16 protein-coding genes are annotated in these 24,156 nt (G+C 43.8%); 13 read left to right on the forward strand and 3 right to left on the reverse strand.

Going from position 1 to position 24,156, the window contains the following annotated elements; genetic code table 11:
- Positions 1 to 5: 5 nt before the first annotated feature.
- Together HMPREF0091_RS05090 and HMPREF0091_RS05095 are read right to left on the reverse strand one after the other, a co-directional pair.
- Positions 6 to 1,277: a sensor histidine kinase gene (locus tag HMPREF0091_RS05090; RefSeq protein WP_006303235.1), complete on the reverse strand. Its 1,272-nt coding sequence runs from the start codon at positions 1,275 to 1,277 to the stop codon at positions 6 to 8.
- Positions 1,278 to 1,371: 94 nt separating this feature from the next.
- On the reverse strand, positions 1,372 to 2,043 hold the full coding sequence (locus HMPREF0091_RS05095; protein ID WP_035434627.1) for a response regulator transcription factor: 672 nt from the start codon (positions 2,041 to 2,043) through the stop codon (positions 1,372 to 1,374).
- A 278-nt stretch (positions 2,044 to 2,321) separates the two neighbouring features.
- Between HMPREF0091_RS05095 and rpsP the strand changes: the two genes are divergently transcribed.
- The 8 genes from rpsP to HMPREF0091_RS05135 all read left to right on the forward strand — a co-directional run bounded on the left by rpsP (position 2,322) and on the right by HMPREF0091_RS05135 (position 8,477).
- Complete coding sequence (gene rpsP / locus HMPREF0091_RS05100) at positions 2,322 to 2,675, forward strand: 30S ribosomal protein S16 (protein WP_006303237.1); 354 nt, start codon at positions 2,322 to 2,324, stop codon at positions 2,673 to 2,675.
- A gap of 32 nt (positions 2,676 to 2,707) precedes the next feature.
- Positions 2,708 to 3,070 (forward strand): KH domain-containing protein, encoded by a 363-nt coding sequence (locus tag HMPREF0091_RS05105; RefSeq protein WP_010242782.1) that lies wholly within the window; start codon positions 2,708 to 2,710, stop codon positions 3,068 to 3,070.
- Positions 3,071 to 3,073: 3 nt separating this feature from the next.
- Positions 3,074 to 3,604, forward strand: a complete 531-nt coding sequence (locus tag HMPREF0091_RS05110; protein WP_006303239.1) for a ribosome maturation factor RimM — start codon at positions 3,074 to 3,076, stop codon at positions 3,602 to 3,604.
- 4 nt (positions 3,605 to 3,608) lie between these two features.
- Positions 3,609 to 4,355, forward strand: coding sequence for a tRNA (guanosine(37)-N1)-methyltransferase TrmD (gene trmD / locus HMPREF0091_RS05115; protein ID WP_006303240.1), 747 nt, complete (start codon positions 3,609 to 3,611; stop codon positions 4,353 to 4,355).
- 5 nt (positions 4,356 to 4,360) lie between these two features.
- On the forward strand, positions 4,361 to 4,948 hold the full coding sequence (lepB, locus tag HMPREF0091_RS05120; RefSeq protein ID WP_232236061.1) for a signal peptidase I: 588 nt from the start codon (positions 4,361 to 4,363) through the stop codon (positions 4,946 to 4,948).
- Positions 4,949 to 5,017: 69 nt separating this feature from the next.
- Complete coding sequence (locus tag HMPREF0091_RS05125; protein WP_006303242.1) at positions 5,018 to 5,965, forward strand: glycine--tRNA ligase subunit alpha; 948 nt, start codon at positions 5,018 to 5,020, stop codon at positions 5,963 to 5,965.
- A complete protein-coding gene (gene glyS / locus HMPREF0091_RS05130; RefSeq protein WP_006303243.1) occupies positions 5,966 to 8,062 on the forward strand; it encodes a glycine--tRNA ligase subunit beta in 2,097 nt (698 codons plus the stop codon).
- Between the two features lie 16 nt (positions 8,063 to 8,078).
- A complete protein-coding gene (locus HMPREF0091_RS05135) occupies positions 8,079 to 8,477 on the forward strand; it encodes a kinase/pyrophosphorylase (RefSeq protein WP_006303244.1) in 399 nt (132 codons plus the stop codon).
- Between the two features lie 170 nt (positions 8,478 to 8,647).
- On the opposite strand, the gene HMPREF0091_RS05140 is transcribed toward HMPREF0091_RS05135, so the two are convergent.
- Positions 8,648 to 10,462 carry an FAD-dependent oxidoreductase gene (locus HMPREF0091_RS05140; RefSeq protein WP_006303246.1) on the reverse strand — a complete coding sequence of 605 codons (1,815 nt, stop codon included), beginning with the start codon at positions 10,460 to 10,462 and terminating at the stop codon, positions 8,648 to 8,650.
- Positions 10,463 to 10,611: 149 nt separating this feature from the next.
- On the opposite strand from HMPREF0091_RS05140, the gene uvrC reads away from it, so the two are divergent.
- The 5 genes from uvrC to HMPREF0091_RS05165 all read left to right on the forward strand — a co-directional run.
- A complete protein-coding gene (gene uvrC / locus HMPREF0091_RS05145; RefSeq protein ID WP_006303248.1) occupies positions 10,612 to 12,612 on the forward strand; it encodes an excinuclease ABC subunit UvrC in 2,001 nt (666 codons plus the stop codon).
- Between the two features lie 205 nt (positions 12,613 to 12,817).
- On the forward strand, positions 12,818 to 13,168 hold the full coding sequence (locus HMPREF0091_RS05150) for a tRNA-binding protein (protein WP_006303249.1): 351 nt from the start codon (positions 12,818 to 12,820) through the stop codon (positions 13,166 to 13,168).
- A gap of 28 nt (positions 13,169 to 13,196) precedes the next feature.
- The gene (rapZ, locus tag HMPREF0091_RS05155) at positions 13,197 to 14,183 is read left to right on the forward strand and encodes an RNase adapter RapZ (protein WP_006303250.1); all 987 of its coding nucleotides are present in this window, start codon (positions 13,197 to 13,199) and stop codon (positions 14,181 to 14,183) included.
- Between the two features lie 2 nt (positions 14,184 to 14,185).
- Complete coding sequence (whiA, locus tag HMPREF0091_RS05160) at positions 14,186 to 15,127, forward strand: DNA-binding protein WhiA (RefSeq protein ID WP_006303251.1); 942 nt, start codon at positions 14,186 to 14,188, stop codon at positions 15,125 to 15,127.
- A 119-nt stretch (positions 15,128 to 15,246) separates the two neighbouring features.
- On the forward strand, positions 15,247 to 24,156 hold an 8,910-nt coding region (locus tag HMPREF0091_RS05165; protein WP_035434630.1), incomplete at its 3' end, for a sialoglycan-binding domain-containing protein.

Here is a 24,156-nt window from a genome sequence, read left to right on the forward strand (position 1 = left end):
GCCCTTTATAAATGCGTGGGTAACGTTACCGTAAACGTGGTGCCTTTTTCTGCTGAGCTTTCAACTTTAATAGTTCCCTTATGAGACTTTACCAAACCAAGTGCAATTGAGAGTCCCAGTCCAAAACCACCCTTTTTATTGGTTTTACAGCGTGCTTTGTCGCTTCGATAAAAACGGTCAAAAATATGTGCCTGGTCTTCTTTGCTGATAACTTCACCTTGATTGGTAAAACTCAGTTGCAAAACATTTCCTGCTGCTTTATTTGTTTTTGTAAGGTCTATTTGAATGACCGAAGACTTGGCAGCGTATTTACACGCATTATCCAGCAAGATGTGTACAAGTCGTTTGAGTTTTTCCTCGTCGCCAAATAGATATAAATCTCTTGGAATATCAGTTTGAATGGTGCACCCATGTTCAAACGCCAAGGTATCAAACTCAAGCGCAGCTTCATATACCATGTCAGAAAAATTAAAGCGCGCGGGATGTAAAATATTGGGCGCACCAGCAGCAGCCTCATCGCTTTGTGCAAGTTCCAAAAGATCGTTAATCATCTGTTTGAGCTGCAACACTTCTTCTGAAGTATTTTGAACCCATTTACGCTCTTCCGCCTCTAAGCGCGAGCTGTGGAGCAAAATATCGGTATTAGCGATAATCACCGAAAGCGGTGTTTTAAGTTCATGCGAAACATTTCCCAAAAAGACACGTTGTCGATGCATTGCCTCTTCGACAGGTTTAATTGCCCAGGTAGAAAGGCCCCATGCAATACCTGTGATAACTACTACGGTAGCGGCTATAATACACGAAACCATAATAATGCTTTGAGAAAATGAAAAGTCAAAAGCCGAGGTATCAACAAAAGCAATGGTATTACCACGTTTAAGCCATCTCACATGGTAATCGGTGAGTTTTCCGCGCTCCTCAGAGCTTTCCATAATTTGCGTGCATACCTCTTTAATGGGCGCTGATCCAATATATTCGGGATGTTCACTTGGTTTAATTTCTCCCTGATCACCAAGCTTAACCACCATGGATAGCATGTTAGATGAGCTGGCAATATCGCTATGGTGATAGGGTACTTGTCCAAAATGCTCAATATCAGGGTTATCCTCGGTAATAATATACTCAAGATAATTATTAAACTTAATTTCTTGTGCATGGTAAGTAAGATACATAGAAATGCAGGTATGCGCTATGAGGGTGCCTTCAACAAGAATGACGATACTCAATAGGAATTTATATTTAAGTGCTTTGAGCATGACCATTTTTTGTTTACACATGTACGAGCCTTATCAATCGCAATTCCTACAACACATAAAACAGGAGTACCATGCCGATTGTGCTGAGATTACTATGTTTACATACATCTATTGTCTAATATGTTTCAAGTCGATAACCCAACATGCGAAGCGTGGTAATTTGTACCTTTGAATGAACATATGCCAGCTTTTTGCGCAAAAATGAAACGTAGGCTTCTACCGAATTTTCCGACGCATCAGCCGTAGTACCCCATACATAGGTTAACAAATCCTGCTTGGATACCACACGTGACGGCGCGCTCAGTAACATTTTTAAGACTTCAAACTCTTTACCAGAAAGATGGACGGAATGATTTTTGCACATAAGGTCGTGTGTACTTAAATCAAGCGAAAAATCAGCAAACTTCATCTGCTCAATAATTACATCTCCTTGCCTACGAGTAAGCGCACGTAAACGAGCAAGTAATTCGGGAGCTTCAAAAGGTTTGGTAAGATAATCATCGGCACCTGCGTCAAGGCCATCAACTTTATCTTGTGTAGATGTTCGTGCGGTAAGAATCAAAATAGGCATAGAGTCGCCGCTACGTCGAACTTCTTTGACAATATCAAGGCCGTCCATGCCAGGAAGCATTCTGTCTACAATAGCTGCATCATATAATCCGCTTTGACACGAGATGAGCCCTGATTTTCCGTCATATACGGCTTCAGCGTGGTAATGAGCATCTGTTAGAATACGAACGATAGCATCTGCTAAATTTTTTTCGTCTTCTATAACCAAAATGTTCATAGCCGCCTCCTTAGCGAAAATTTTCAATAACACATGTTTGTCTTAAAAGTATACTTGTACAGGTGAATAAATCTTATATATATAAGTTTATGCATGAAACTTAATTTCTGCTGAAACTATGAACTTTTTTATAAAAAACCAAAGATTTTAGTAAGAGTTCACAAAAACGACACGGTTTTTTACTGTTATAATGTCGTATAGTTAAACATTGCTTAAGTGGCAAAGCGACGCACTTTTTCTTCGTATCCATCGCGTCGCGTGTGTAAAGGAGTTCTACTTTGGCTGTAAAGATTCGTCTTGCTCGTCATGGAGCAAAAAAGCGTCCGTATTACCGTGTTGTTGTTGCTGATGGTCGCATGCCTCGTGACGGTCGTTACATTGAACAAATTGGTAGCTATAATCCGCTCACCAATCCAAAGTCAATTGATATCGATTTAGAAAAGGTTGATGCATGGGTAGCTAAAGGAGCTCAGCCTTCTTCTACCGTTTCTCACCTTATCGACATTGTACGCAGCGGTGCTGCTGCTCCTGAGAAGAAACGTAAACTCTCTAAGAAAGCTGCTGCTAAGGCTCAAGCTGCTGCAGAAGAAGCTGCTGCTGCTGCAGAAGATGCAGCTCAAGATGCGGAGTAGTTAACGTGAGTGATCAAATTCAGGAAAACGTCATGGATCAGGATATTCCTGAAACCCATGAAGAGCTCAACACTCAAGACGCGCAAGATAGCGCACATGCTGCTTCGCACAAAGAGTCTCTTTCTACGTTGCCTTTAGCAGAAGGTGAGCTTGCTTCTGATAAAGTTGCCGATCTTGTTGAATACATTGTATGTGGTTTGGTAACCAATAAAGAAGCTGTTGCGCTTGATGTTACCGATAGTAACGGCGCAGCGCTCATCGAGATTTCGTGCGCCGAAGAAGATGCAGGTCGTATTATTGGCCGCAAGGGTCGCACCATTAAAGCAATTCGTACACTTGCTCGTGCTCTTGGTTCGCGTGTAAACACAGCTGTTGAGGTTGAGGTTTTAGGATAAGTTATGTCTTGCCCGGAATATAGCGTGTTTGCTCGCATTTCTAAGGTATATGGTAATAAAGGAGAAGTCGTTGCACACTTTGTGCACGGCTTTTCTTTTACACCCACCTCAAAGCAAGAACTCTATTGCATACCTCCCATGTTGCACCGTCCGCGTGTGCTTCACGTACAAGCTGCCACGTGCGCAGCCGATGGACTTGTTTTGTTGTGCGCAGAGCTTGATTCGCGAAGTATGGCTGAGTCGTATGTAGGTACTTATTTGGCTATCAACCGTTGTGATTTAACGGATGAGCAGGCAAAGCAAAGTATTGAGCCTGTGCTCAATAGAGCGGTGCACGATAAGCGTTTTGGTGATTTAGGTGTTGTAAGCGAGGTTCTTAGAAGTTCGGCTCAAGACACGCTTTTAGTACATGGCAGGTACTCTGATGTGATGATTCCGCTTGTTCCTGAGTTTGTAGATGATATAACAGCAGATACAGATGTTATAACTACGCATATTCCGCAAAGCCTTCTTGATTTGCAAAGTAGGTTGTAAGTGCATGATTAGCTTTGAAGTGCTTTCGATATTTCCTAACTTGTTTCAGCCATATATGGATGCGTCCATTATGGGCAGGGCACGTGCGCATAATCTCTATTCGCTTACAACGTACGATTTACGTCGCTGGACTCACGACGCACATCACAGTGTAGATGATGCACCATATGGTGGGGGACAGGGAATGCTTATGAAGTGCGAGCCTTTTTTTGAAGCTTTCTCTGAAATTTCTTCGTATAGCGCAGAAAAGCCCTACATTGTTATGTTTTCTCCGTGCGGTAAACGTTTTACACAAGCCTGCGCTGCTGAACTTTCGCACAAAAAGCGCGTGCTGTTTGCATGCGGTCACTATGAAGGTATTGATGAGCGCGTCTACCAAAAAGCCGATGCTATTTATTCGTTAGGCGATTATGTACTTACTGGTGCCGAATTAGCAACGCTCGTGGTGCTTGATGCTACTATTAGGCTCATACCTGGAGCTTTAGGTGATGCACAAAGTGCTTGTGACGAATCATTTTCTGACGCGGGGTTGCTTGAATATGCGCAGTACACGCGTCCACGTGAGGTAGAGGGCGCGCGTGTTCCTGATGTTCTGCTCAGCGGTAATCATGAAGCAATTAAAACGTGGAAACGTATGAATGCGCTTGAAAGAACGGCTCGTTGGCGTCCCGATTTGTTATCACGCGCAACGCTTACCGATAAAGAGTATGATTTTGTTCAAAATCTAACATCTTATAGAAAAGAAATGTGATGCGTATGAGACATATGCAACCTCAACAAGAGCGTAGTTCATTTTTAAGAACGTGTTTTGACTGGGTCATGACACTTGCAATATCTGCAGGTATTGTGTTTGTAGTTCACGCTTTTGTGGCGGAAGTGTATTTGGTGCCTACGGGCTCTATGCTTTCTACCGTGCAGTTACAAGATCGCCTTATTGGAGAAAAGATCAGCTATAAGTTTGGCAAACCTCAAGCAGGCGATATTATTACGTTTAACGATCCTGCAGGTACAGGACATACTCTGCTTAAGCGTGTTATTGCAACTGAGGGTCAAACCATAGATTTGCGTGATGGCAATGTTTATGTTGATAACAAAAAACTTAACGAACCTTATGTTAATCATCAACCCACCGAGCCTATTACCAATCAGGGAGTAGGTCCACAAGGTGCAATCACGTTTCCTTATACGGTGCCTGCACATTGTATATGGGTAATGGGGGATAACCGAGGCAATTCGCTTGATTCGCGTTGGTTTGGTGCAGTAGATATCTCTTCTGTTTCGTCGCGCGGATTTTGGATTATTTGGCCGTTTGACCATGCAAAAAGTTTGGAGCGTCCGCATTAAAGCGTGGTGCGCGTGTGTTTATAGACACATAACACATGTAAGTTTTCCTAAAGCGGTAAGGAGATTGATATGAGCAAAACGCCCCTGACATTTCAGGATATGATTTTGACTCTACAAACGTATTGGGCGCAACACGGTTGTACCGTTATGCAACCCTATGATAGCGAAGTTGGCGCAGGAACGTTTCATCCAGCAACACTGCTTCGTTCACTGGGAAATAAACCATGGGCAACCTGCTATGCTCAGCCTTGTCGGCGTCCTGCTGATGGTCGTTATGGTGATAACCCTAACCGTTTACAGCACTATTATCAATTTCAGGTGCTTATTAAGCCTTCTCCTGCCGATGCACAAGATTTGTATCTTGGCTCGCTTGAAGCAATTGGTTTGGATCCTCAAGAAAACGATGTCCGCTTTGTAGAAGACGACTGGGAGTCGCCAACCCTTGGTGCTTGGGGACTTGGTTGGGAAGTTTGGCTCAACGGTATGGAAGTTACGCAGTTTACGTATTTCCAGCAGGTAGGCGGCATTGAAGTTGCGCCTGTGCCGGTAGAAATTACCTATGGTCTTGAGCGTATTGCAATGTATACACAAGGTGTAAATTCGGTCTACGATTTGGTGTGGAATAAGCTTGCAGATGGAACTTGTGTTACCTATGGTGACGTGTTTCACCAAAACGAGTTTGAATTTTCGACCTATAACTTTGAAGTTGCAAACGTTGAACTTATGCGCGAAAAATTTGACGAATACGAAGAAGAATGTCATGCCTGCTTGCGTCGTAATTTGCCGTTGCCTGCCTATGATTGCGTGATGAAATGTTCTCATGCGTTTAACTTACTTGATTCGCGCGGTTCTCTTTCTGCTACCGAGCGCGCTAATTACATTTTACGAGTGAGAAGCGTTGCCAAGGCGTGCTGCGAGGCTTATTTAGCCTCTCTTGTGGCGCTAGAATCAAAGGCACCCAAGCCTGCAGACAATTCTTTATCAAAACAAAATCCAACTGCAAATGAGGTGGCATAAATGAGCAAGTCGTGCGAATTCTTACTTGAAATTGGAACAGAGGAAATGCCGTCAGCACCTTTGATTCATGCAACAAAACAGCTGGTTCAGCTTATGCAGGCTCACTTGCAAAAAAGTGGCTTAACATTTGGTAGTGTTGAGGCACACCAAAGTCCGCGCCGCCTGGCTGTTCTTGTGCATGATCTTGCAGCTCAAACACCTGAGATCAATGAGATTAAGCGTGGACCTGCTGCCTCTATCGCATTTGATGCAAACAAACAGCCTACAAAGGCGGCTTTGGGATTTGCAAAAAAGTGTGGGGTAGATGCGCATGATCTTATCGAAAAAACCGCAGAAGACGGCAAAAATTATGTGTTTGCCCAAAAGTTTATAGCTGCACGCACCGCACAAGAGTTGCTTGGTGATATGTGTCACGACATAGTAGCTTCGCTCGAATGGCCAAACTATCGAAGCCAACGTTGGGCGTTTGAAACCGAATCTTTTGTTCGTCCTGTTAGATGGCTTGTTGCTCTGTTAGATGAAGAAGTTATTCCGTTTTCTTATGCAGGAGTGAGCTCTTCTTGTACAACGCAAGGTCATCGTGTGTTAGGACATGGCTCACATACCATTGATTGTCCTGGCAACTATCGTTCAATTTTGCGCGACGCGGGTGTTTTGCTTGAAGACGAGCGTCGTCAAAAGATTTTAGATGAGGTAGCGGCTTTTGAACATACCCATCCTCAACTTCATGTTGACATGCCAAAAAAGACCTTTGAAGAGGTTATTAATTTATGTGAATATCCGCGCGTTTTAATTGGTTCTTTTGATCAAGAATTTTTGGATGTTCCGCACGAGATTATTTGTGAGTCCATGCTTACCAATCAGCGCTATTTCCCCATTTATACTAAAGATGGCGAACTCACACGAGATTTTGTTATTGTCTCAAACGGTGCTGCCTCTGCCGACAAAGCTATTATCGATGGTAATGAGCGTGTTGTTCGCGCGCGTTTAGACGATGCAAAGTTCTTTTTTGAAGAAGATCTCAAACATCCGCTTGATGAATATGTTCCGCGTCTTTCTAAAGTTGTCTTTCAAGAAAAGCTGGGAAGCGTTCTTGATAAAACCAATCGTATGACTAAGCTCATTTTGGTGTGTGCTGAGCTTCTTAAAGCAGACGACGAGCTGACTAAACTCTGTGAGCGTGCAGCTTATCTTGCAAAAGCCGATTTAGTAACCAATGCAGTAGTAGAATTTACTTCGCAACAAGGTGTTATGGGTGGCTATTACGCGCGCGCTATGGGCGAGGATCCGCGTGTGTGCAAAGCAATCGCCCAGCACTATCGTCCTCGTTTTTCTAAAGATGTAACGCCTGATGATTTTGTAGGAAAGCTTGTTGCGCTTGTTGATAAGCTTGATACAATTTGCGGCATGTTTGCTATTAACGAGCCTCCTACTGGCTCGTCCGACCCGTTTGCCCAGCGTCGTAGTGCCTTGGGAATTATAGCAATTTTACAAGAGTTGCCCTCGTGTTCGCTTAAGTCGCTTATCGACGCTGCTTTGAACTTGTTTAAAGAACAAGGTCTTGATTTTGATGTGCCAGCGGTGTCAGCTTGTGTTTGTGAGTTTTTCTCGGTTCGTTTGCAAGCGCTTGCAAAAGAGCAATCGGTAAGTGCTGAATCTATTTCTGCTATCGCTGCAATAGGAATTATTGATCCGCGCGAGTTTTTTGCGCGTGTACAGGCATTTGATTCGGCGCGTACACGCGAGCCTCAGCTCTTTGAAGATTTAGCAATTGCATTTGCGCGTGCTTCGCACCTAACCGATGCAAGCTTGGGAACCGATGTAAACGTTTCCATACTTACGCCTGCTGAGCAGCAGCTTTTTACCGCGTGTTCAAACGGTCGTGATAATGTGGAGAAAGCGTTGTCAAACGGTGAATACGCACGTGCATTAGCCTCGCTTGCCGAATTAAGAGAGCCGATTGACCAATTTTTTAATGACGTGCGCATCATGGACGACGATACTGAAATTAGAAACAACCGCTTCCGCTTGCTAAATACCTTTACATCAGTCTTTAGCAAGGTGGCAGATATAGCGGCTTTAACTAAGAAGAAGTAATTCGTTTGGAGGTTGTATGTCTTTAGAAGCGCATCCACAACAATTGAAGCCCCGTACGGCGTGTATCTTTGTAATTTCGGATTCACGTGGTGAGACCGCTGCAAAAGTTGTTGAAGCTGCTGCAGATCAGTTTGAAGAAGGCAGTGTTATTGTAAAGCAGTTAGGTAATGTAACCAGTGTAGAAATGGTTATGGAGTACCTTGAGAAAAATATGAACAATGATGTGCCTGTTGCTGTTTTTCACACCATTGTTAACGAGCCTTTACGAAGAGAACTGCGCCGTGCTTTTGATGACCACGAGATTTCATCGGTTGACTTGCTAGGCCCTGCAATTACGGTTTTATCAACGCTTACTCATCGCGATCCGCTGTATGTAGCAGGACATCGTGCGCATACCGTTATCGAAAAGCTTTAAGAGAGCCGCTTGATCTGTACTATCAAAACAACTGTTAGCATGTTGCGTGTATAGATTCTATAGTGCCCACCATGTGTTTGCATGGTGGGTTTTTGTGTAAAGAACGCCTGGTATCTGCCATAAGCGCATGCGTACGCAGGCACGGTATAAATTACGCTTTGTACGCGCTTTTAAGATTCTATCCAGCTATAACTTGGAAAAGCCATACTTGAGCTGCGCTTAGGAAAATCGCTTCGATAAAACGAGCCGCGACTTTCGTTTCTCTTAAGTGACGCTAGAATAAACATTTTGGCAATAATGAGTTGCTGCTGCACCGCAAGTGTGTACATAACATCACGATATTGTGCGGTTGGCTCTTTTGTGCTTGCCAAAACTTTATGCAGATAGGTAATGCTGCTCAGCGCCCGTTTACACGAAGGTGCGTCTTTAATCAAAAAACATTGTCGCGTCATAAGCATATGAAGCGTTTCTTCAACTTGTGGCGCTTGAGCAGACGCACATAACGAAAGCTGCGCCTGTTCGGTATAGAGTGTATGGGTACGACTATCAATATATACGTCACGGGTATTTGTTGAATCGAGCGGTTTGTGCGCTTGCTGTGCACGTGCATAAGTTGCTGCCTCAAAGCCACTGATTTGACCAAAGACAATACAGCTGGTAGACGACATGGCACCGAGGCGATCGGCTCCTTGCATGCCTGCGGCAATTTCTCCAGCGGCAAAAAGTCCTTTAATATTTTGATTGCAAGCCGTGCGCGCAAGCGCATGCGAATCAATGACCACACCGCCGTTAGACGTATATGCATACAAGTCAAAATTAAGACGTTTGTGCATGGATAGTTTGGACGCTTTAAGCATGTTGATATAGGTCAGAACAGATTGAGGAAGCCGATTTGGAAGGCGCGTATACAAAAGTGAAAGTTGATGGTTAAGACTTTGATACGCAAGCTGTAAGTCAAAAGATTTGCTCGAAAGACGCGAGGTAAACGGGCTATATTGCGAGCGGTGTTCCAACAGGTCTTTATCGCCTGTATGCTGCGGATGAATTAACGTATCGTCTGCATAAAAATCTGCCCACTTAAACATATTGCGGTTGCATATAATCGGTGCGTGATTGCTATGAAATGCAGGTACGATTTGCATAAACTCAAGATTAGACATGCATAAACCGTGCGAAAGCAAAACAGCATGGATATTGCCGGCCCCTGTTCGCGCGCTCAACGACCGCTTGAAAATTGAGGTAAAACCACCCGTTGCCATAATAATACTTGTAGCTTTGATATACACAAAACGGTTGGTGTTGGTTTCAAAAAATAGTGCTCCACAAATAACGTGTTCCGCCGCTTCTTTCACCGCTTGTTCTGGCGCGTGCGTGTGCGCGTCTACATGCGTATCTTGTGGTTTGTTAGACCAAGCGTAATCTTTTGGCATATGCTTTGATGTACAACGCGTAAAGAAATCTCTGTCCCATACATCCTCTGCAAGTACGCGTTGTCCACGTTCAACAAGATCAACGAGCTGCAGATGGGGTTTTTCGATAATATCGAGCTCATGAAATTTGCGCTCTAAGGCGTGGCGATATCGTTTTGGCTCAATTTTGCACCAGGGGCGCCTTCGATGGTCAAACGACGGGATGTATGTTTGCGCTTCTTCGCCACGGGGATGAATAAGACTCAATTTTTGATGTTTCAGATTTTCGTGCGCGTCTGCAATGTGATCTATCATGGTTTTTACAAGCTCATGATCAGTTACGTTTTGACCTACAGCTTCAATGGTGTGAATAAGTTCATCTTTTTCTGAGTCACGAGGGGGCTTCAGCACATTCATCTCGTAGGTACTGCGTGAAAAACTTGACCCCGAAAAAATATGAGAACTACTGGTAATAGCAACGCGCGCCCCAAGTTGTGCAGCGGCGTAGGCTGCTTGTGTACCTGCAAGCCCTGCACCGATAACCAAAACATCTACTTGAAGTGTTGACGCGTGCATAATCCCTCATTTGCATTTGAAATGGTGTTGTCAGACCGCCTGCAAGCACATCTTCATTATGAACTTAGCTTGTCAGCTCGTGTTATACTGCACATAAGTCTTACAATACAAAGCTAAAGCAATTTAGCAAACCCTATCATAGGAACTATATGAGCATACATCATACTACACAACAAGCGCGCGTTGGTTTGTGTGTACCAGATGAACAAGCCCTGCGCGAAGCGCCCGCGCAAACGCAAGCGCCCACGCGCACGATACATGGTATTCGCTGCGAGCTTGTGCATGAAGTTGAACAAGTTCCTATGCTTCCTGGGTGCTATTTGTGGAAAAACGCGTCGGACATCGTAATTTATGTGGGCAAAGCAAAAAACTTGCGTGCGCGCATGCTCCAATACGTAACGCTTAGTGATGATCGTCTTAAAATTCCTCGTATGATGCTTGAAGTGGCAAGTTTTGATTATGTGGTTGTAAGTTCAGAACACGAAGCGCTGGTTTTAGAACGCAACCTTATTGAGCAGTACAAACCGTATTATAACGTTGATTTTAAGGACGACAAAAGCTATCCCTATATTGCGCTTACCAAAAATTCGCTGTTTCCCGCAATTAAGTACACGCGCGAGCATCATAAACGCGGAACAAAATATTTTGGTCCATATACCGACGTGTATGCTGCGCGCGAAACGATTGAAATTTTACGCAAGGCAGTGCCTTTATGTAGCGCTTCGTGCACCGAGTGGAAAAGACTTGAGCGTTATTTTAAAAAGCACGCGGACGAAAAAGAACTCGCACCGTTTAGTTTGGCACAACGCGGCAAGGCGTGTTTTGATTATCATATGCAAAAAGCACCTGGTGCTTGTATTGGGCGTATTGGTGTTGATGAGTATCGCCAAAATGTTGCGCTTATCGAAGACTTTTTATCGGGCAAGCGTAAGCATATCTTGGATGTATTGCAAGAGCGCATGCGCGCGGCGGCACAAGATCTTGAGTTTGAAAAAGCGGGGAGAATAAAGCATCGCTTGCAGGTATTGCAGGCGCTTAACGATAAACAAAAAGTTGTTTTTTCGTCGCGACTGTCTATGGATTGCATTGGGTTTTATCGCGAAGAAACCATATCGGCTGCCTGTGTGTTTATTGTTCGTGAGGGCCGTGTTATTCGCACAAACGAATTTATTTTGAATAAAGGTCTAGACGTTTCAAAAAACGAGCTTCAAGAAAGCTTCATCAAGCGCTATTATCATCAAACAGCAGATATTCCTGCCGAAATTAACCTTGATGAAATGGTTTTTGATGTAGATGCGCTTAGCAATTGGTTAAGCGAAAAACGTGGCTCGCACGTGACATTTCGCGTTCCTCAACGTGGTGAAAAGCGTGATTTGCTTGCTATGGTTATACAAAATGCTTCATGCGCACTTAAGCGCTACTCGGTACGAACGGGGTATAGTGAGGATCGTACTAATCTAGCATTAACACAGCTCGAAAGCGCGCTTGCGCTCGACCGTGCGCCTTTGCGCATCGAATGTTTTGATATATCTACCCTGCATGGATATTTTACCGTAGCGTCCATGATTGTATTTACCAACGGTCGGGCGGACAAAAGTCAATATCGTAGATTTATTATTAAAACACCGCTTGATGAGGCTAACGATTTTGTGTCTATGCAGGAAGTTCTTTCTAGACGGTATAGCAAAAAAACTATGAGCAATAAGCGTTTTGGCAAAAAGCCCGATTTATTGGTGCTTGATGGAGGAAAACCGCAGCTTTCTGCCGCGCTTTCGCAGTTGCACGCGCTTGATTTGGATATACCGGTGTGCGGTTTGGCAAAATCCGATGAAGAGGTTTTTGTGCCCTGGGATACAACGCCCATTGTGTTGCCTTCGGGTTCTGCGTCTTTGTATTTAATTAAGCAAGTTCGTGATGAATCACATAGGTTTGCGATTACATTTCATCGCGAATTGCGCGATAAAGCAATGACTAAATCAATTCTAGATTCAATTGAAGGTGTTGGTCCCAAGCGTAAACATGCCCTGCTTACTCATTTTGGTTCTATGAAGCGCTTGCGCGCGGCAAGCGTGCGTGATATTGCACAGGTTTCAGGTATCTCCGCTCAAGTTGCACAAAATGTGTGGGAAGTTCTGCAAACGTGGCATTAACAGCCTTGCATGGTTAAGGTCATGCGTGGTATTCATAGCGTTGGATAGTTTTAGGCTTTACAGGCGTAATTTCGTTGTAAATTTTGTACGCGACTATTCATTCGCAAAATTTTGGATGATAATAAAGATGTACGTATGCACACTGCACTCCTAAGATGTGCATAGGCACGTATATCTTCACTAGCAATCGGATAAAGGATAACGTATGGGCGCACCAGTTAAAGAGAACATTAAATATAGCGACTTTGAAAAACTTGATATTCGCGTTGGAACAATTTTGCACGTTGATGATGTGCCCGATTCAAATAAGCTCGTTTGTCTGACGGTAGATTTTGGCGACTTTAAGCGCACTATTCTTACTGCACTTAAGGAAGAGCGCGAGAACCCTGAAGAGCTCGAAGGAATGCAAACACTGTTTTTGGTGAATATGGCTCCTCGTAAGATGGCAGGTATGACCAGCGCTGGTATGTTGCTTGATATTGGTTACGAGGACAATATTCCATCTGTTATGCCTACGCTTGAGCATCCCGTACCAAACGGCACGCGTATGTGTTAGTTTGCCTTTTGTTTGATTGCGATATCCCATGAACTCAGCATCTCATACAGACCATACAGAGCAAATTGCAAACCATCCGCAGATTCCCGATGTGGTTGTTATCACCGGCATGAGTGGAAGTGGTCGTACGCAGGCAATGCACGTGTTTGAGGACATGGGTTATTACTGTATTGACAATTTGCCGCCGCGCCTTATTTTAGGTCTGGCGCAAATGGTTGGAATCAATTCTGGGATTGGTCGTCATTTGGCTGTAACGTGTGACTTACGTAGCCAAGGGCTCTTTGATGAGATGCTCGACATTTTACATCAGTTGCATGACGCGCATATGTTTGTAAAGACTTTGTTTTTGGATAGCAGCGACGATGTTCTTATCCGTCGTTATAGCGAAACACGCCGCCGCCATCCGCTTGCAAATCGCAAAGAAAGTTTATCGCATACTATTCAGCGCGAACGTGAGCAGCTTGCTGTTATAAGACAACAAGCAGATTTAATCATTGATACTTCTCATCTGCGCGTAAACGATTTGCGTCTTAAAATTCGTCGTGAGTTTAGCGAGCGATCGGATCTTCAGCTTATGGACGTTAACGTATTTTCGTTTGGATACAAATACGGAACTCCTGCAGAGGCCGATGTTATGATGGACGTGCGCTTTTTGCCTAATCCATTCTATGATGCGCATATGCGCCCTTTAACTGGTCGCGATAAACTTGTTCGTGATTTTGTACTCAATAATGATGTAACGCGCAAGTTTTTATCCTCGTGGACCACGCTTCTTGATGTGGTTATGCCAGGTTATATCAACGAGGGTAAAACGCGGCTCTCCATTGCAATTGGATGTACGGGTGGCCAACATCGAAGTGTTGCTATTGCAGAATATACTGCGCATTACCTGCAACAAAAAGCATACCGAACAATTGTTTCACATCGTGATTTACACTTTGCCAATGCAGACGCACCCGCCTCATCTCAAAATACGTGTGAGCATGACGTTAAGCCTTCAACTGATAAGGCGTAGCCATGTCATTTACCGCTTCTGTAAAAGACGAATTATCACACATCAACGCTACATGTCCGCACTGTGATTATGCTCTTTTATCAGGGATCGTAAGAATATGTGGTTCGTTATCACTTAAAGGTTCTACTACATCACATTCAAGATATTCGGTAACCATTGCCACCGAAACTGGTGTAGTGGCTCGTATGATTATCAATCTTACTCATACACTTTTTGATCTTGATACCTATTTAACGGTACGACATTCTAACTTGCATAAAACAAGAAATTACGTTATTCAAATTCCTTATCAAGACAGTTTGCCAACATTTTTGCATACGCTCGAAATTTTGGATGCCACTGGTGCATTATGCACAGGCATTCCTCAAAAGCTTTTACAGCGAACGTGTTGCGCGCAGGCATTTTTGCGTGGATGTTTTATTGCAGGCGGTTTTATGAGCGACCCAAGAACATCATTTCATATGGAAATTTCGGTGTCTTCGGCTGCGTTTGCACGCGAAATTGTAGAGCTTGCAGATACCTTTGGCATTGTGATTCGCAGTAATCAAAGGCGCTCTACCATTTCTTTGTATATCAAAAAGTTTGATTCAATTTTGCTGTTTCTACAGGTTGTAGGAGCAAAGCGTTTGTCGCGCGCCTTTGAGAATATACGCAAGGTAAAGCGCCTTAAAAACGAAGTGAATCGTAGGGTCAATGCCGAAATGGCAAATCAAACGCGATCATGTATGGCAGCAACCGATCAGCTCGTGCTGATTGAAAAAGTTCAAGCGCGCTATGCGCCCGATGATTTACCACGCGCGCTCCGACAATTTTGTGAGGTGCGCCAGGCACATCCCGAGCTTTCTTTAGCTGCGCTTGGCGAGCTTGTTTGTCCTCAAGCCTCAAAATCTGCTATGTATCATCGTGTTTTGCGTTTGCAAAAACTTGTAGACACACTGGAGTAGAAAATCAGCTATGACGTACTGATTTCGCTGTATTCCAGAATTTTTCTCTAAGCTGAAATTTCACATTATTTTAAGGTACAATAGATGAGTATTTGTGTTTTTAGGTATTGGAGGATTTTGTGAAATCTCAAGGTAAGCATACAGAGCACACCAAACGAACTAAGGCTCAAAAAAACACCCACCACGCTGATGTTTCTACGATTGCAGCGGGAGCTACTTCCATGCTGGTTGCGTCGTCATTGTATCTAGGTGTTAATGCCACGCACGCTGAGGCGCATGAAGCTACTACGGATGAGCACGATTCTTCGCATAACTTGTTGCTCAATTCTAAAAAAGAAGCACAGAGCAACACGCTTGATTCTAAGACATCACCTAAGCACACCTCTTTACATGCAGAAAAGTCTGCATCTAAAGCGATGGGCTCATCTGTGCCTTTAGAAGACTCCACTCATAAAAAAACGCTTACCCCCCCCCTAGCTCAAAAGAAGGAATCTGCTTCTGCAGCCAGCAATCCTGGTGTGGAGCCTTCTGTTAACAACGCAAACGCCATTGAACACGCACAAGACAGATCTGCGCAAACTACTACAGCTGTTCGTTCCAAGCGCTCTGTTGCAAGCCTAGGTAAATCCCAAGATGAAGATAGAGACTTTGACCTTAAAGGCCTTGAACTTCATAAGGTACAAGGTGCAAAGGAGTTTAATTCCGAGGAGTTTAAGCTCCAACAAGCAAAAAATTCCGCTATTGCATTTTTACAATATGCATTGAGCTGGAATAAAGATGAGCGCAATAAGGTTATTGATGAGACGGCGGGAAATACAGAAGCTACCGATGAGGCTATTGGTCAGAATGCAATTTTGGGTATTAGAAAAGCCTCAGACCGTAATGAAATTAGACGCTGGCTTGATTATGTGTTTTGGCACAAACGTGGTATGTACATTGTTCCCGAGAATCCTTCTGATTCGCGAACGCCAGACGATGTGTTTGGTCTCTATAAGCCTGGTACTTTTTTGTATGGTACGCATAATAATGCACGTGATATTCCCACTGTTAAAGACATTAATGGCACTATTTACGTCAGCAATAAACCCATTAAGGATGCTCAGGGCAAATTAGTAGGATACCGCTGGTATTTGCGTTTTAATAAAAATCACGATTTACATCGGTCTGGTCACAATTATTTTACGATACCAAAAGGTCAAACGATTGTTTCGTCTCGAGATGGTAGCGCATTTCAAGACTCAACGCTTAAAGTAACATCAAAAAACGTAACACAAAGCGGACTTCAATCCATAACCTATACGGGCCAAGGTGTTGACAACCTGTTTGCGAATATTAGAAATCAAAATAAGGACATGATCAGCAGCATGGTTACCGGTACTGCTGAAGGGCCTAACACCTATTTTAATGATAACAATAAGCCTTATGTGTATGAGGGAAATAACGTTTGGTGGTCAAACAACAAGTATAACTATACTGGTTTTGCCCATACTCTAAAAGATATTATTTATAAGCATTATTGGCAGGGAACTCCCTACGAACAAAAGGGCTGTACAAAAAAGAAAAACAGTGATGAATGGACAGACCTTGCTGCTTTCACAAATAACTCTGATGGCATTAAGATGGGGCCGTTTGTAGATAATTTGTATAAGTATAAATTTGATTTTAAAAATCAAACGGCAAGTGAGTATCAACAGATCGACTATGCGCAACTCATTCAGGAAAACACGGGACGCGTATTTCTGTTTGATACGCGTAGCCAAGACACAAATATGTATGAGCTCACCTACGACACGCGTATTGATGATCCCAACTCGCCAAATGCGCATAACCCCTATTATGCAGCAGGGTATCGCTCATACGAGAATCGAACCACTATCAACTTTATGCAGTGGGGCGGTATGCGCTTTAAGCCCGAACTTGGTATTACCATAAATGGTACTAAGAATGACATTAAAGTTGACCCTACCACTAAAAATGAATATGTTGTTGTTCACGAAGGTGAAAAAACTAACATTTCGCTTACCTCTAAAAATGATAAGCAAGGCTTGTACATGTGGACAAGCAATTATAAGAGCAATTCTCCTCTTTCTTATCAGCTTGGAAAGTCAGATGAAAATCTCTTTAATGCAGACTTTAAAGAAACGCCTGTTGATGTAGATAACAACGTGCAAAACCCGTACGTGCATCATAACGCCCGCATTGACCTAAGCGGAGTAGTTATTGCTAAGCCAAATAGTGAAATGAATATTGCGTGGGCGGGTTCTGGTTTTCCGTGCTTTTGGGATAAGGATATTACGGACATTTACGGAGATAAAACCGCTGAGGACGACGGTCTCAACGCCTTTTTGCCCAACCGCGAAGTAAAATCGTTGAATGTACGTGTTATTGCGGCAGAAGCATACGCCAAGAAAACCAAGATTGACGTGCGTTTTAAGGGTCAAAAAATTGTTCTTTCGCAAGCGGAAAAAGATAAAGTTAAACAAACTATTACCGAGGCGAATCAAGACCACTACGATATTGTCCAAAATGATGCAAAGCATCCGTTTGTGGTGAATGATGACGGAAGTGTAAGTTTTTGGATTAGCTTTAATGCAGCAAAACATAAAGGTGACGCGCCTGACATGCAGTATAGAAAACTTACGCTTAAAGCATCTGACACGTTAAGCTATACTACCGTAGAAGTGGTGCCACAAGACGGATCTGCTGAGTTTTCGCTTACTGACGCAAACGGAAATGTGAAACCCACGCTTACGATTTATAATCACGAGCCGTATACCGTACAAGCAAAGGTAACCGACACCACCAATAAGATGAGCGATTTCCTTACCACAAGCTCAAATGTTCCTGGTCTTTCAAGTGACCATTGGGATTACCAAAAAACGCACCGCGGTATGTCGGTTGATAGCAGCCACCCGTATGTGTTAACGCTTAATGGGCAAGGTGTTGATCGCAATGGTAATCGTACATATACCTTTAAGTTTGAATCTTGGGATGGCAACAACATTCAAACGTTCTCTATGCCGATAACGGTGGTAGTGGCTCCTCAAGCAGGACGTTATCGCAATAAAGTAAACGGTCGTTTCGTCACGGTTGAGGTTAATGACCCTCATGCAAATCTTACGCCAGAACGCTTTGTAGACGACAGAACTAAAGCACTTCTAAGCCAAGCTCCTTCGGGTGATCCTCACAAAAAAGGAGTTACGTATTCATGGGGAGTTGCGTCTGGCTCACATGCCACGCCTTCCAAGCCTTCGATTGACAAGCTTACCAACAAGGGAAACGGCTCTAAACCTGTATATGTACGAGCTACGTTTAGCGATGGCTCAACTATTGACTTTACGGGCAATCTGTGTGTCAATGATACAAAAAAGCCCCAGCTTGCATTTGAAAAAGTCACTCAAACTGCAGACGGAAAAGAGCATGTCGAGTCACTTCACGCAAATGCTGATGGCAGCTATAACGTGGACGTATATGCTGATGAGAAATTTACGATTCGCGTAAAAGGTAGCGATAACTCAAATATCGTACAGGATCTGCGCGTACAAGCAGCCACAGGTTCAGGTTTCCCATCGTGGGTTACTTCTGATGAAGGTACTGTTCAGCAAACGTATATAAAAGATACGAATGGTGCACGTGATACGCTTGGATCGAAGGCAAATCCCTATGTAGTGACGCTTACCGGTACTGCTCCTAAGCATCCTTCAGACCCTAATGCTGAGCAAACATTTGACCTGACGGCACGTGCTTGGGATGTAAAAGACCAAACACAAGACGGCCGCCTTAGGATTCGTGTGCTCCCACAAAATCGCAAGTATAATAACCTTCGCGCACATGAACAGACCATAGAAGTAAATGGAAAAGTTCCAGATGTGCGCAGCTTTATATATTCTTCGAACGGCAAGCAGGCTCTTCTTCCGAAAAATGCCAAATTCAGTTATCTGGATTCAGAAGGCAAGGCATGTACGGGCTTTGATAACCAGTACAGAATAGATCCTCAGATCAAAACTATTCATATAACGCTTAGTGATGGATCAACTGTTGACGTTGAGAATGCAAAACTGCGCGTCCAAGACACCAAACTTGCAAGCGTTTCCCTTGTTGCAAAGACAGGCGTTACCATTACAGGCGCTGCTGTAAATGTCCAAACAGTTGGCTCTTCTTTTAACACTTCAAAAGCGCCTAAGCTTACGGTGTATGCCAATGAAGCATTCAGTTTTGATGTTTGTGTGCGCGATAATTCAAACCATGTTACCGACGCACGCTTAGGTGACGTCGCAGGTAGCTACTTAAGCTCAAATGACGCTGCATATCAGCAAGGACATCGTTATCAAGATACTTCAAAAACGCCTTACACTATAAGTGTAAAGGGTATGGCGCACGAGCAGGGTACGCGTACTTTTAGAGTAAATACCTGGGATGGTGCTGATCATGCAGGTTATATGGAATTTGTTGTGGAGGTTTTACCGCAAGCGCAAAAGTATAAAAACCTTACAGGAACACAACAAACGGTTGAAGTAAACGATCCAAATGCACATCTGTCGCCGCGCGATTTTGTAAGTCAACAAACGCTTAACGCTTTGAAGAATGTAAGTGGTGTGAGTTACGAATGGGCAAAAGTTGAGGGTGCTACTACGGGTACCGCTCCATCAATAGGAAAGGTATCCACGCGCAATGGTCGCAGTTATATACCTTTTGATGTAAGAGTTGTTGCTCGCTTTAGCGATAACTCCACAACACAAATTATTGGAAAACTGATTGTACAAGACACAAAAGCCGCACAAGTAAACTTTGCTACTACTTCAGGTGTTGATAGTCAGCATAAACCTTTAGCTGGAAAAGTTGAGATACACCAAACTACTCAACCTGTTGAGGTTGTGGTTTATCGCAACGAGCGTTTTAGTATCCAAGCTCGTGTGAGTGATAATTCTGGCGTTGTAAATGATGCACGTTTAATTGGTGATATTGCTGGTATAACAACTGATTCTACTACCTACAATAAGGATCATCGCGCAAAATGTGGTACACAGGACAACCCGTATGTGCTTACCATCTCTGGTATGGTTGATCCGCACATGAAACTTTTAACAACCGATCAATCTGGGCGCACTTACAATGCCTATACTCGTAAAGTTCAGACGTGGGATGGCGTTGATAACACACAGCAGGCAGACGTTAAATTTATTATAAAAGAGCAGGCGGCGCAGTTTGATAGCGCGAATGTTGCGGGTAGAACACAGTCCATTTCGGTTAATAAACCACTTGCGTATAAAGCAGAAGATTTTGTATCGGAAGCTACTAAGAAGCTGTTATCAAGTGCCAATGGGGGAGTAACGTCATATACGTTTAAAGGTGGAGCTCCTTCCACGAGCGCGGTTAATGAAGACGGTATGGCGGTTTCGGTACTTGCTCACTTCTCTGATGGTTCTACCAAAGAAATACAAGGCACGCTTGTGGTTACAGACGCAAATGCTCCTGTGGTTACATTTGTAAAACACAATACATCTGGTAAGTCCAATGTTGTTGACATAGATAACGAACAGCGAACTATTACCGTATATCGTAACGAAGACTTTAGTGTAGACGTGCGCGTTGTTGACGACTCAGGAATTGTGAACGATGCTAAGCTCTCTAATAAAGGAAATGCTGTAGTTTCATTCCCGAACGCTACTATTACCACCGATCACGATACACCAGGTGTTCACCATGGTCAGAATCCTTATGTTTTGAATATCAGTGGTAAATTTAATGCCAATGCTAGTACAGGAGAATATACGCGTACTATTGTTGCAACTGACGGCAATGGAAATCAAAGTACCACGCAGTTTAAGTTTATTGTCAAAAATCAAAGCGAGCGTTTTACACAAGACCAGTTGCAAGGTGCTGTGAAGGAAGTTGAAGTTAATTCGGTTGCTCCTGCACCGTCAGATTTTGTAAACGAAGATACCAAGCGTTTGATTGGTAGCTCGCTTGCACAGAATCCTTATACTTTTGCTGATGGCAAGGCACCTGCTATTGACAAAGTTGACACACACGGCAAAAGCGTTTCAATTACCGTCAAATTTAGCGACAATTCAACGCGCACTCTAACAGGTACGCTCAAGGTAGTCGACACAACAGCACCACAACTTAAGATTGAAAAAACACCTGATGTAAGCGGTGCTTCTAACCTCGTTGAGTCAATAACGCCTGATAAGACTAACCACACGACGCGCATTGTGGTATATCGCAATGAACACTTTAGCATTCAAGCACAAGCCACGGATAATTCTGGTGTTATTAACGATGTGCAGCGTCAAGGCGCCGATATTCCAGGTATTTCTGATGATCGCGACAGCTATCAGGCTGCCAACCGCGGCACAAAAGGCACTACGCAAGATCCTTACGTTTTGACGATTTCGGGAACGGCTCCTGCTTCAACAAACTTAAACGATTTGGATTCTGCAACTAAACGCAAGAGTGGGGTCTTTACACGTTCTATCTGCGCGTGGGATGGTGTGGATAAAACCTCTGTTGAAACGATTCAAATTGTTGTAAAAGAACAAGCAGCTCAGTTTGATGGTAATAAGAATATTAAAGGCGCTACCAAAGAAGTGGAAGTAAATACCACAGAGCAGCTTCATCCTGAAGACTTTGTAAGTGAGGTTACCAAAAAACTCTTTGAAAAAGCCAATGGGTCTGAAACATATGCGTTTACCTTGGACGATGACCATAAGGTTGATAAAGTAACTGCAGGTGCTGGATCTACGGTTTCTGTAACCGTAAAGTTTAGTGACGGTTCAACGCAGGTTGTCCTTGGCCATCTTAAAGTTAAGGATAGCGTAAAGCCCGTTCTTTCTGTTGTTAAAACACCTGATACTGCAGGCGAGAGTAATAAAACCGCGTCTGTTACGCAAAATGGTAATACGGTTACAGTTGAGGTATATCGCAACGAGCACTTTAGCATTCAGGCAAAGGCAAGCGATAATTCTGGCTTAATACGCGATGTTGTGGTGAATGGTGATGTCATTTCGGGTGTCACCAATGATCACGATGCGCACCACAATGAATATACAGATAAAAAAGGTAGCGAGACTAATCCTTACGTTGTAACGATTTCGGGAACTGTTCCTGCGAGCACAACGCTTAGCAAGCGCGGCATAGACGGTCATGCCTATGACCAGTTTACACGCACGATAACTGTTACCGACAGTGCAGGTAATAAATCGAGCTATACGTTCAAACTTGTGGTCAAAGAACAGGCAGCGCAGTTTGAAGACAGCACGCTTACGGGTACTACGCAAACGGTAGAAGTTAACTCAGGTGCACACCTTCAAGCTGCTGATTTTGTAAGTACCGATACAAAACAAGCGCTTCTAGCTGCAAAAGTTGATGCAACCTATACGTTTAACGATGAAAATGACCATAAAATCGATACGATAACCAAAGATCAACTTGGCAAAAAAGTGACCATCAAGGTAACTTTTGGCGATGGTTCAAGTAGATTAATAGAGGGTCGTCTTGTTGTAAACGATGTAACTAAACCCGTTGCGCGTGTGGAAGCACCATCAGAGATTAAGCCGCTGTCGGGTGCGGGCGAGGGTAGTACTGCCTCGGGTACAATCGCAAACAGTGTTGAATTGAAGCAGTCGTCCACAGATTCAAATACGTATAATTTGACGGTTTGGAAAAATGAGGCGTTTGAGCTTCATATTAAGGCGCATGATAACTCTCACATTGTTTCTGATATTGCTGTTCAGGGCGAGGATATCCAGGGTTTCTCGAGTGATCACGATGCATATAAACAAAAATTAGGTACCAGTACAAAGGGTACAGAGGCCGATCCTTATGTCTTAACCGTGCGTGGTGCATTTGGCAAGAACGCTCAAACTGGCTCGTATTCTCGTACTTTCCGTGTATTCGATGTGTCGGGTAACTTTACGGATATTGTGTTACATATCACACTTAAAGATCAAAGTGATAAGTACCGTGATAAGAAGGTATTTACTAGCAATAAGGTTCTAACACCAACAGGCTTTGATTGGGCGCAGGCGCTTACGAATGCTGGTCAGTCGCTTATTGCCGAAAAATTTGTCAAGCATACCGGTAAGGTACCTTCGGATGTCACGTATAAATTGGTTGTTGGTCAAGGCGGTGAACCAGGTACGCAGCCTGGAGGCGGCACACCCGTTGCACAAAAGCCTACCGTTGTTGTGACATTTGCCGATGGTTCGCATATAGATGTTGCGCTTGATGTCCAAACTGTTACCGACACGCCGTCTGCAGAGGCGGGGGCACATGCTCAGGTACCTGCAGTTGCCACTACCATCACCAGAAAGATTGTGGTGAAACAAGATGGTTCGTTGATTACTCCGCAGCCGCCTGCGCAGAGTGCGCATTTTGTTCGCTATGTTATTGAGAAGAGTGGCGAAGGACAGGCGCCCTCGTATGAAACAGGTATGTGGCTCCATCCCAATCTTGATGAGCATGGGAAGATTGATTCGTATAGCAGCTCTGCAACGTTTGAAAAGTATCAGGCTGAGCCTAAGAGTGGATATACCATTTTTGAGAATCACAATGATACGCTTGAGGTAAAGCCGAACCCCGATCCACATGGTGCAATTACCATTCCGCAACGCGCGAATGCTGCATTTAGAAGTGCACTTATCGAGCGTGCGGTGGACGCGGCGCAGGCACGTATCGCACAGGGCGTTAACGAGTATGATTATCTGGTAAAAACTGGTGACGCGGGCGATTTTGCAGCTGCGTCGTCTATCCCTGATGCTGTTATTGAGTATAAGAAGAATGTAATTGATGCACAAGGCGACCAAGCGCCAGAAGGTTATGTACGTGTAACCTTCAAAGCGGGAGAACATGCACAAGTTGCAGGTGGTTCTTCTAAGGCATTTGATGTCTTGAGTGGTACTAAGTTCAGTGAAGTTAAGACAAAGCTTCCTTCTGTCACCACTGATGAGGGCTACACCTTCAAAGGCTGGACACCAGAGCTTCCAACAGATACTGAAGCAGTTACCAAAGCATATGAGTTCACCACG

This window comes from Fannyhessea vaginae DSM 15829 (assembly GCF_000159235.2).
GTDB lineage: Bacteria > Actinomycetota > Coriobacteriia > Coriobacteriales > Atopobiaceae > Fannyhessea > Fannyhessea vaginae.

Excerpts from the sequence above, each read along its gene's own strand:
- HMPREF0091_RS05090 (WP_006303235.1), bottom strand. The coding sequence starts at position 1,277 with ATGTGTAAACAAAAAATGGTCATGCTCAAAGCACTTAAATATAAATTC.
- HMPREF0091_RS05095 (WP_035434627.1), bottom strand. The coding sequence starts at position 2,043 with ATGAACATTTTGGTTATAGAAGACGAAAAAAATTTAGCAGATGCTATC.
- HMPREF0091_RS05105 (WP_010242782.1), top strand. The coding sequence starts at position 2,708 with ATGGATCAGGATATTCCTGAAACCCATGAAGAGCTCAACACTCAAGAC.
- HMPREF0091_RS05110 (WP_006303239.1), top strand. The coding sequence starts at position 3,074 with ATGTCTTGCCCGGAATATAGCGTGTTTGCTCGCATTTCTAAGGTATAT.
- trmD (WP_006303240.1), top strand. The coding sequence starts at position 3,609 with ATGATTAGCTTTGAAGTGCTTTCGATATTTCCTAACTTGTTTCAGCCA.
- lepB (WP_232236061.1), top strand. The coding sequence starts at position 4,361 with ATGAGACATATGCAACCTCAACAAGAGCGTAGTTCATTTTTAAGAACG.
- HMPREF0091_RS05125 (WP_006303242.1), top strand. The coding sequence starts at position 5,018 with ATGAGCAAAACGCCCCTGACATTTCAGGATATGATTTTGACTCTACAA.
- glyS (WP_006303243.1), top strand. The coding sequence starts at position 5,966 with ATGAGCAAGTCGTGCGAATTCTTACTTGAAATTGGAACAGAGGAAATG.
- HMPREF0091_RS05135 (WP_006303244.1), top strand. The coding sequence starts at position 8,079 with ATGTCTTTAGAAGCGCATCCACAACAATTGAAGCCCCGTACGGCGTGT.
- HMPREF0091_RS05140 (WP_006303246.1), bottom strand. The coding sequence starts at position 10,462 with ATGCACGCGTCAACACTTCAAGTAGATGTTTTGGTTATCGGTGCAGGG.
- uvrC (WP_006303248.1), top strand. The coding sequence starts at position 10,612 with ATGAGCATACATCATACTACACAACAAGCGCGCGTTGGTTTGTGTGTA.
- HMPREF0091_RS05150 (WP_006303249.1), top strand. The coding sequence starts at position 12,818 with ATGGGCGCACCAGTTAAAGAGAACATTAAATATAGCGACTTTGAAAAA.
- rapZ (WP_006303250.1), top strand. The coding sequence starts at position 13,197 with ATGAACTCAGCATCTCATACAGACCATACAGAGCAAATTGCAAACCAT.
- whiA (WP_006303251.1), top strand. The coding sequence starts at position 14,186 with ATGTCATTTACCGCTTCTGTAAAAGACGAATTATCACACATCAACGCT.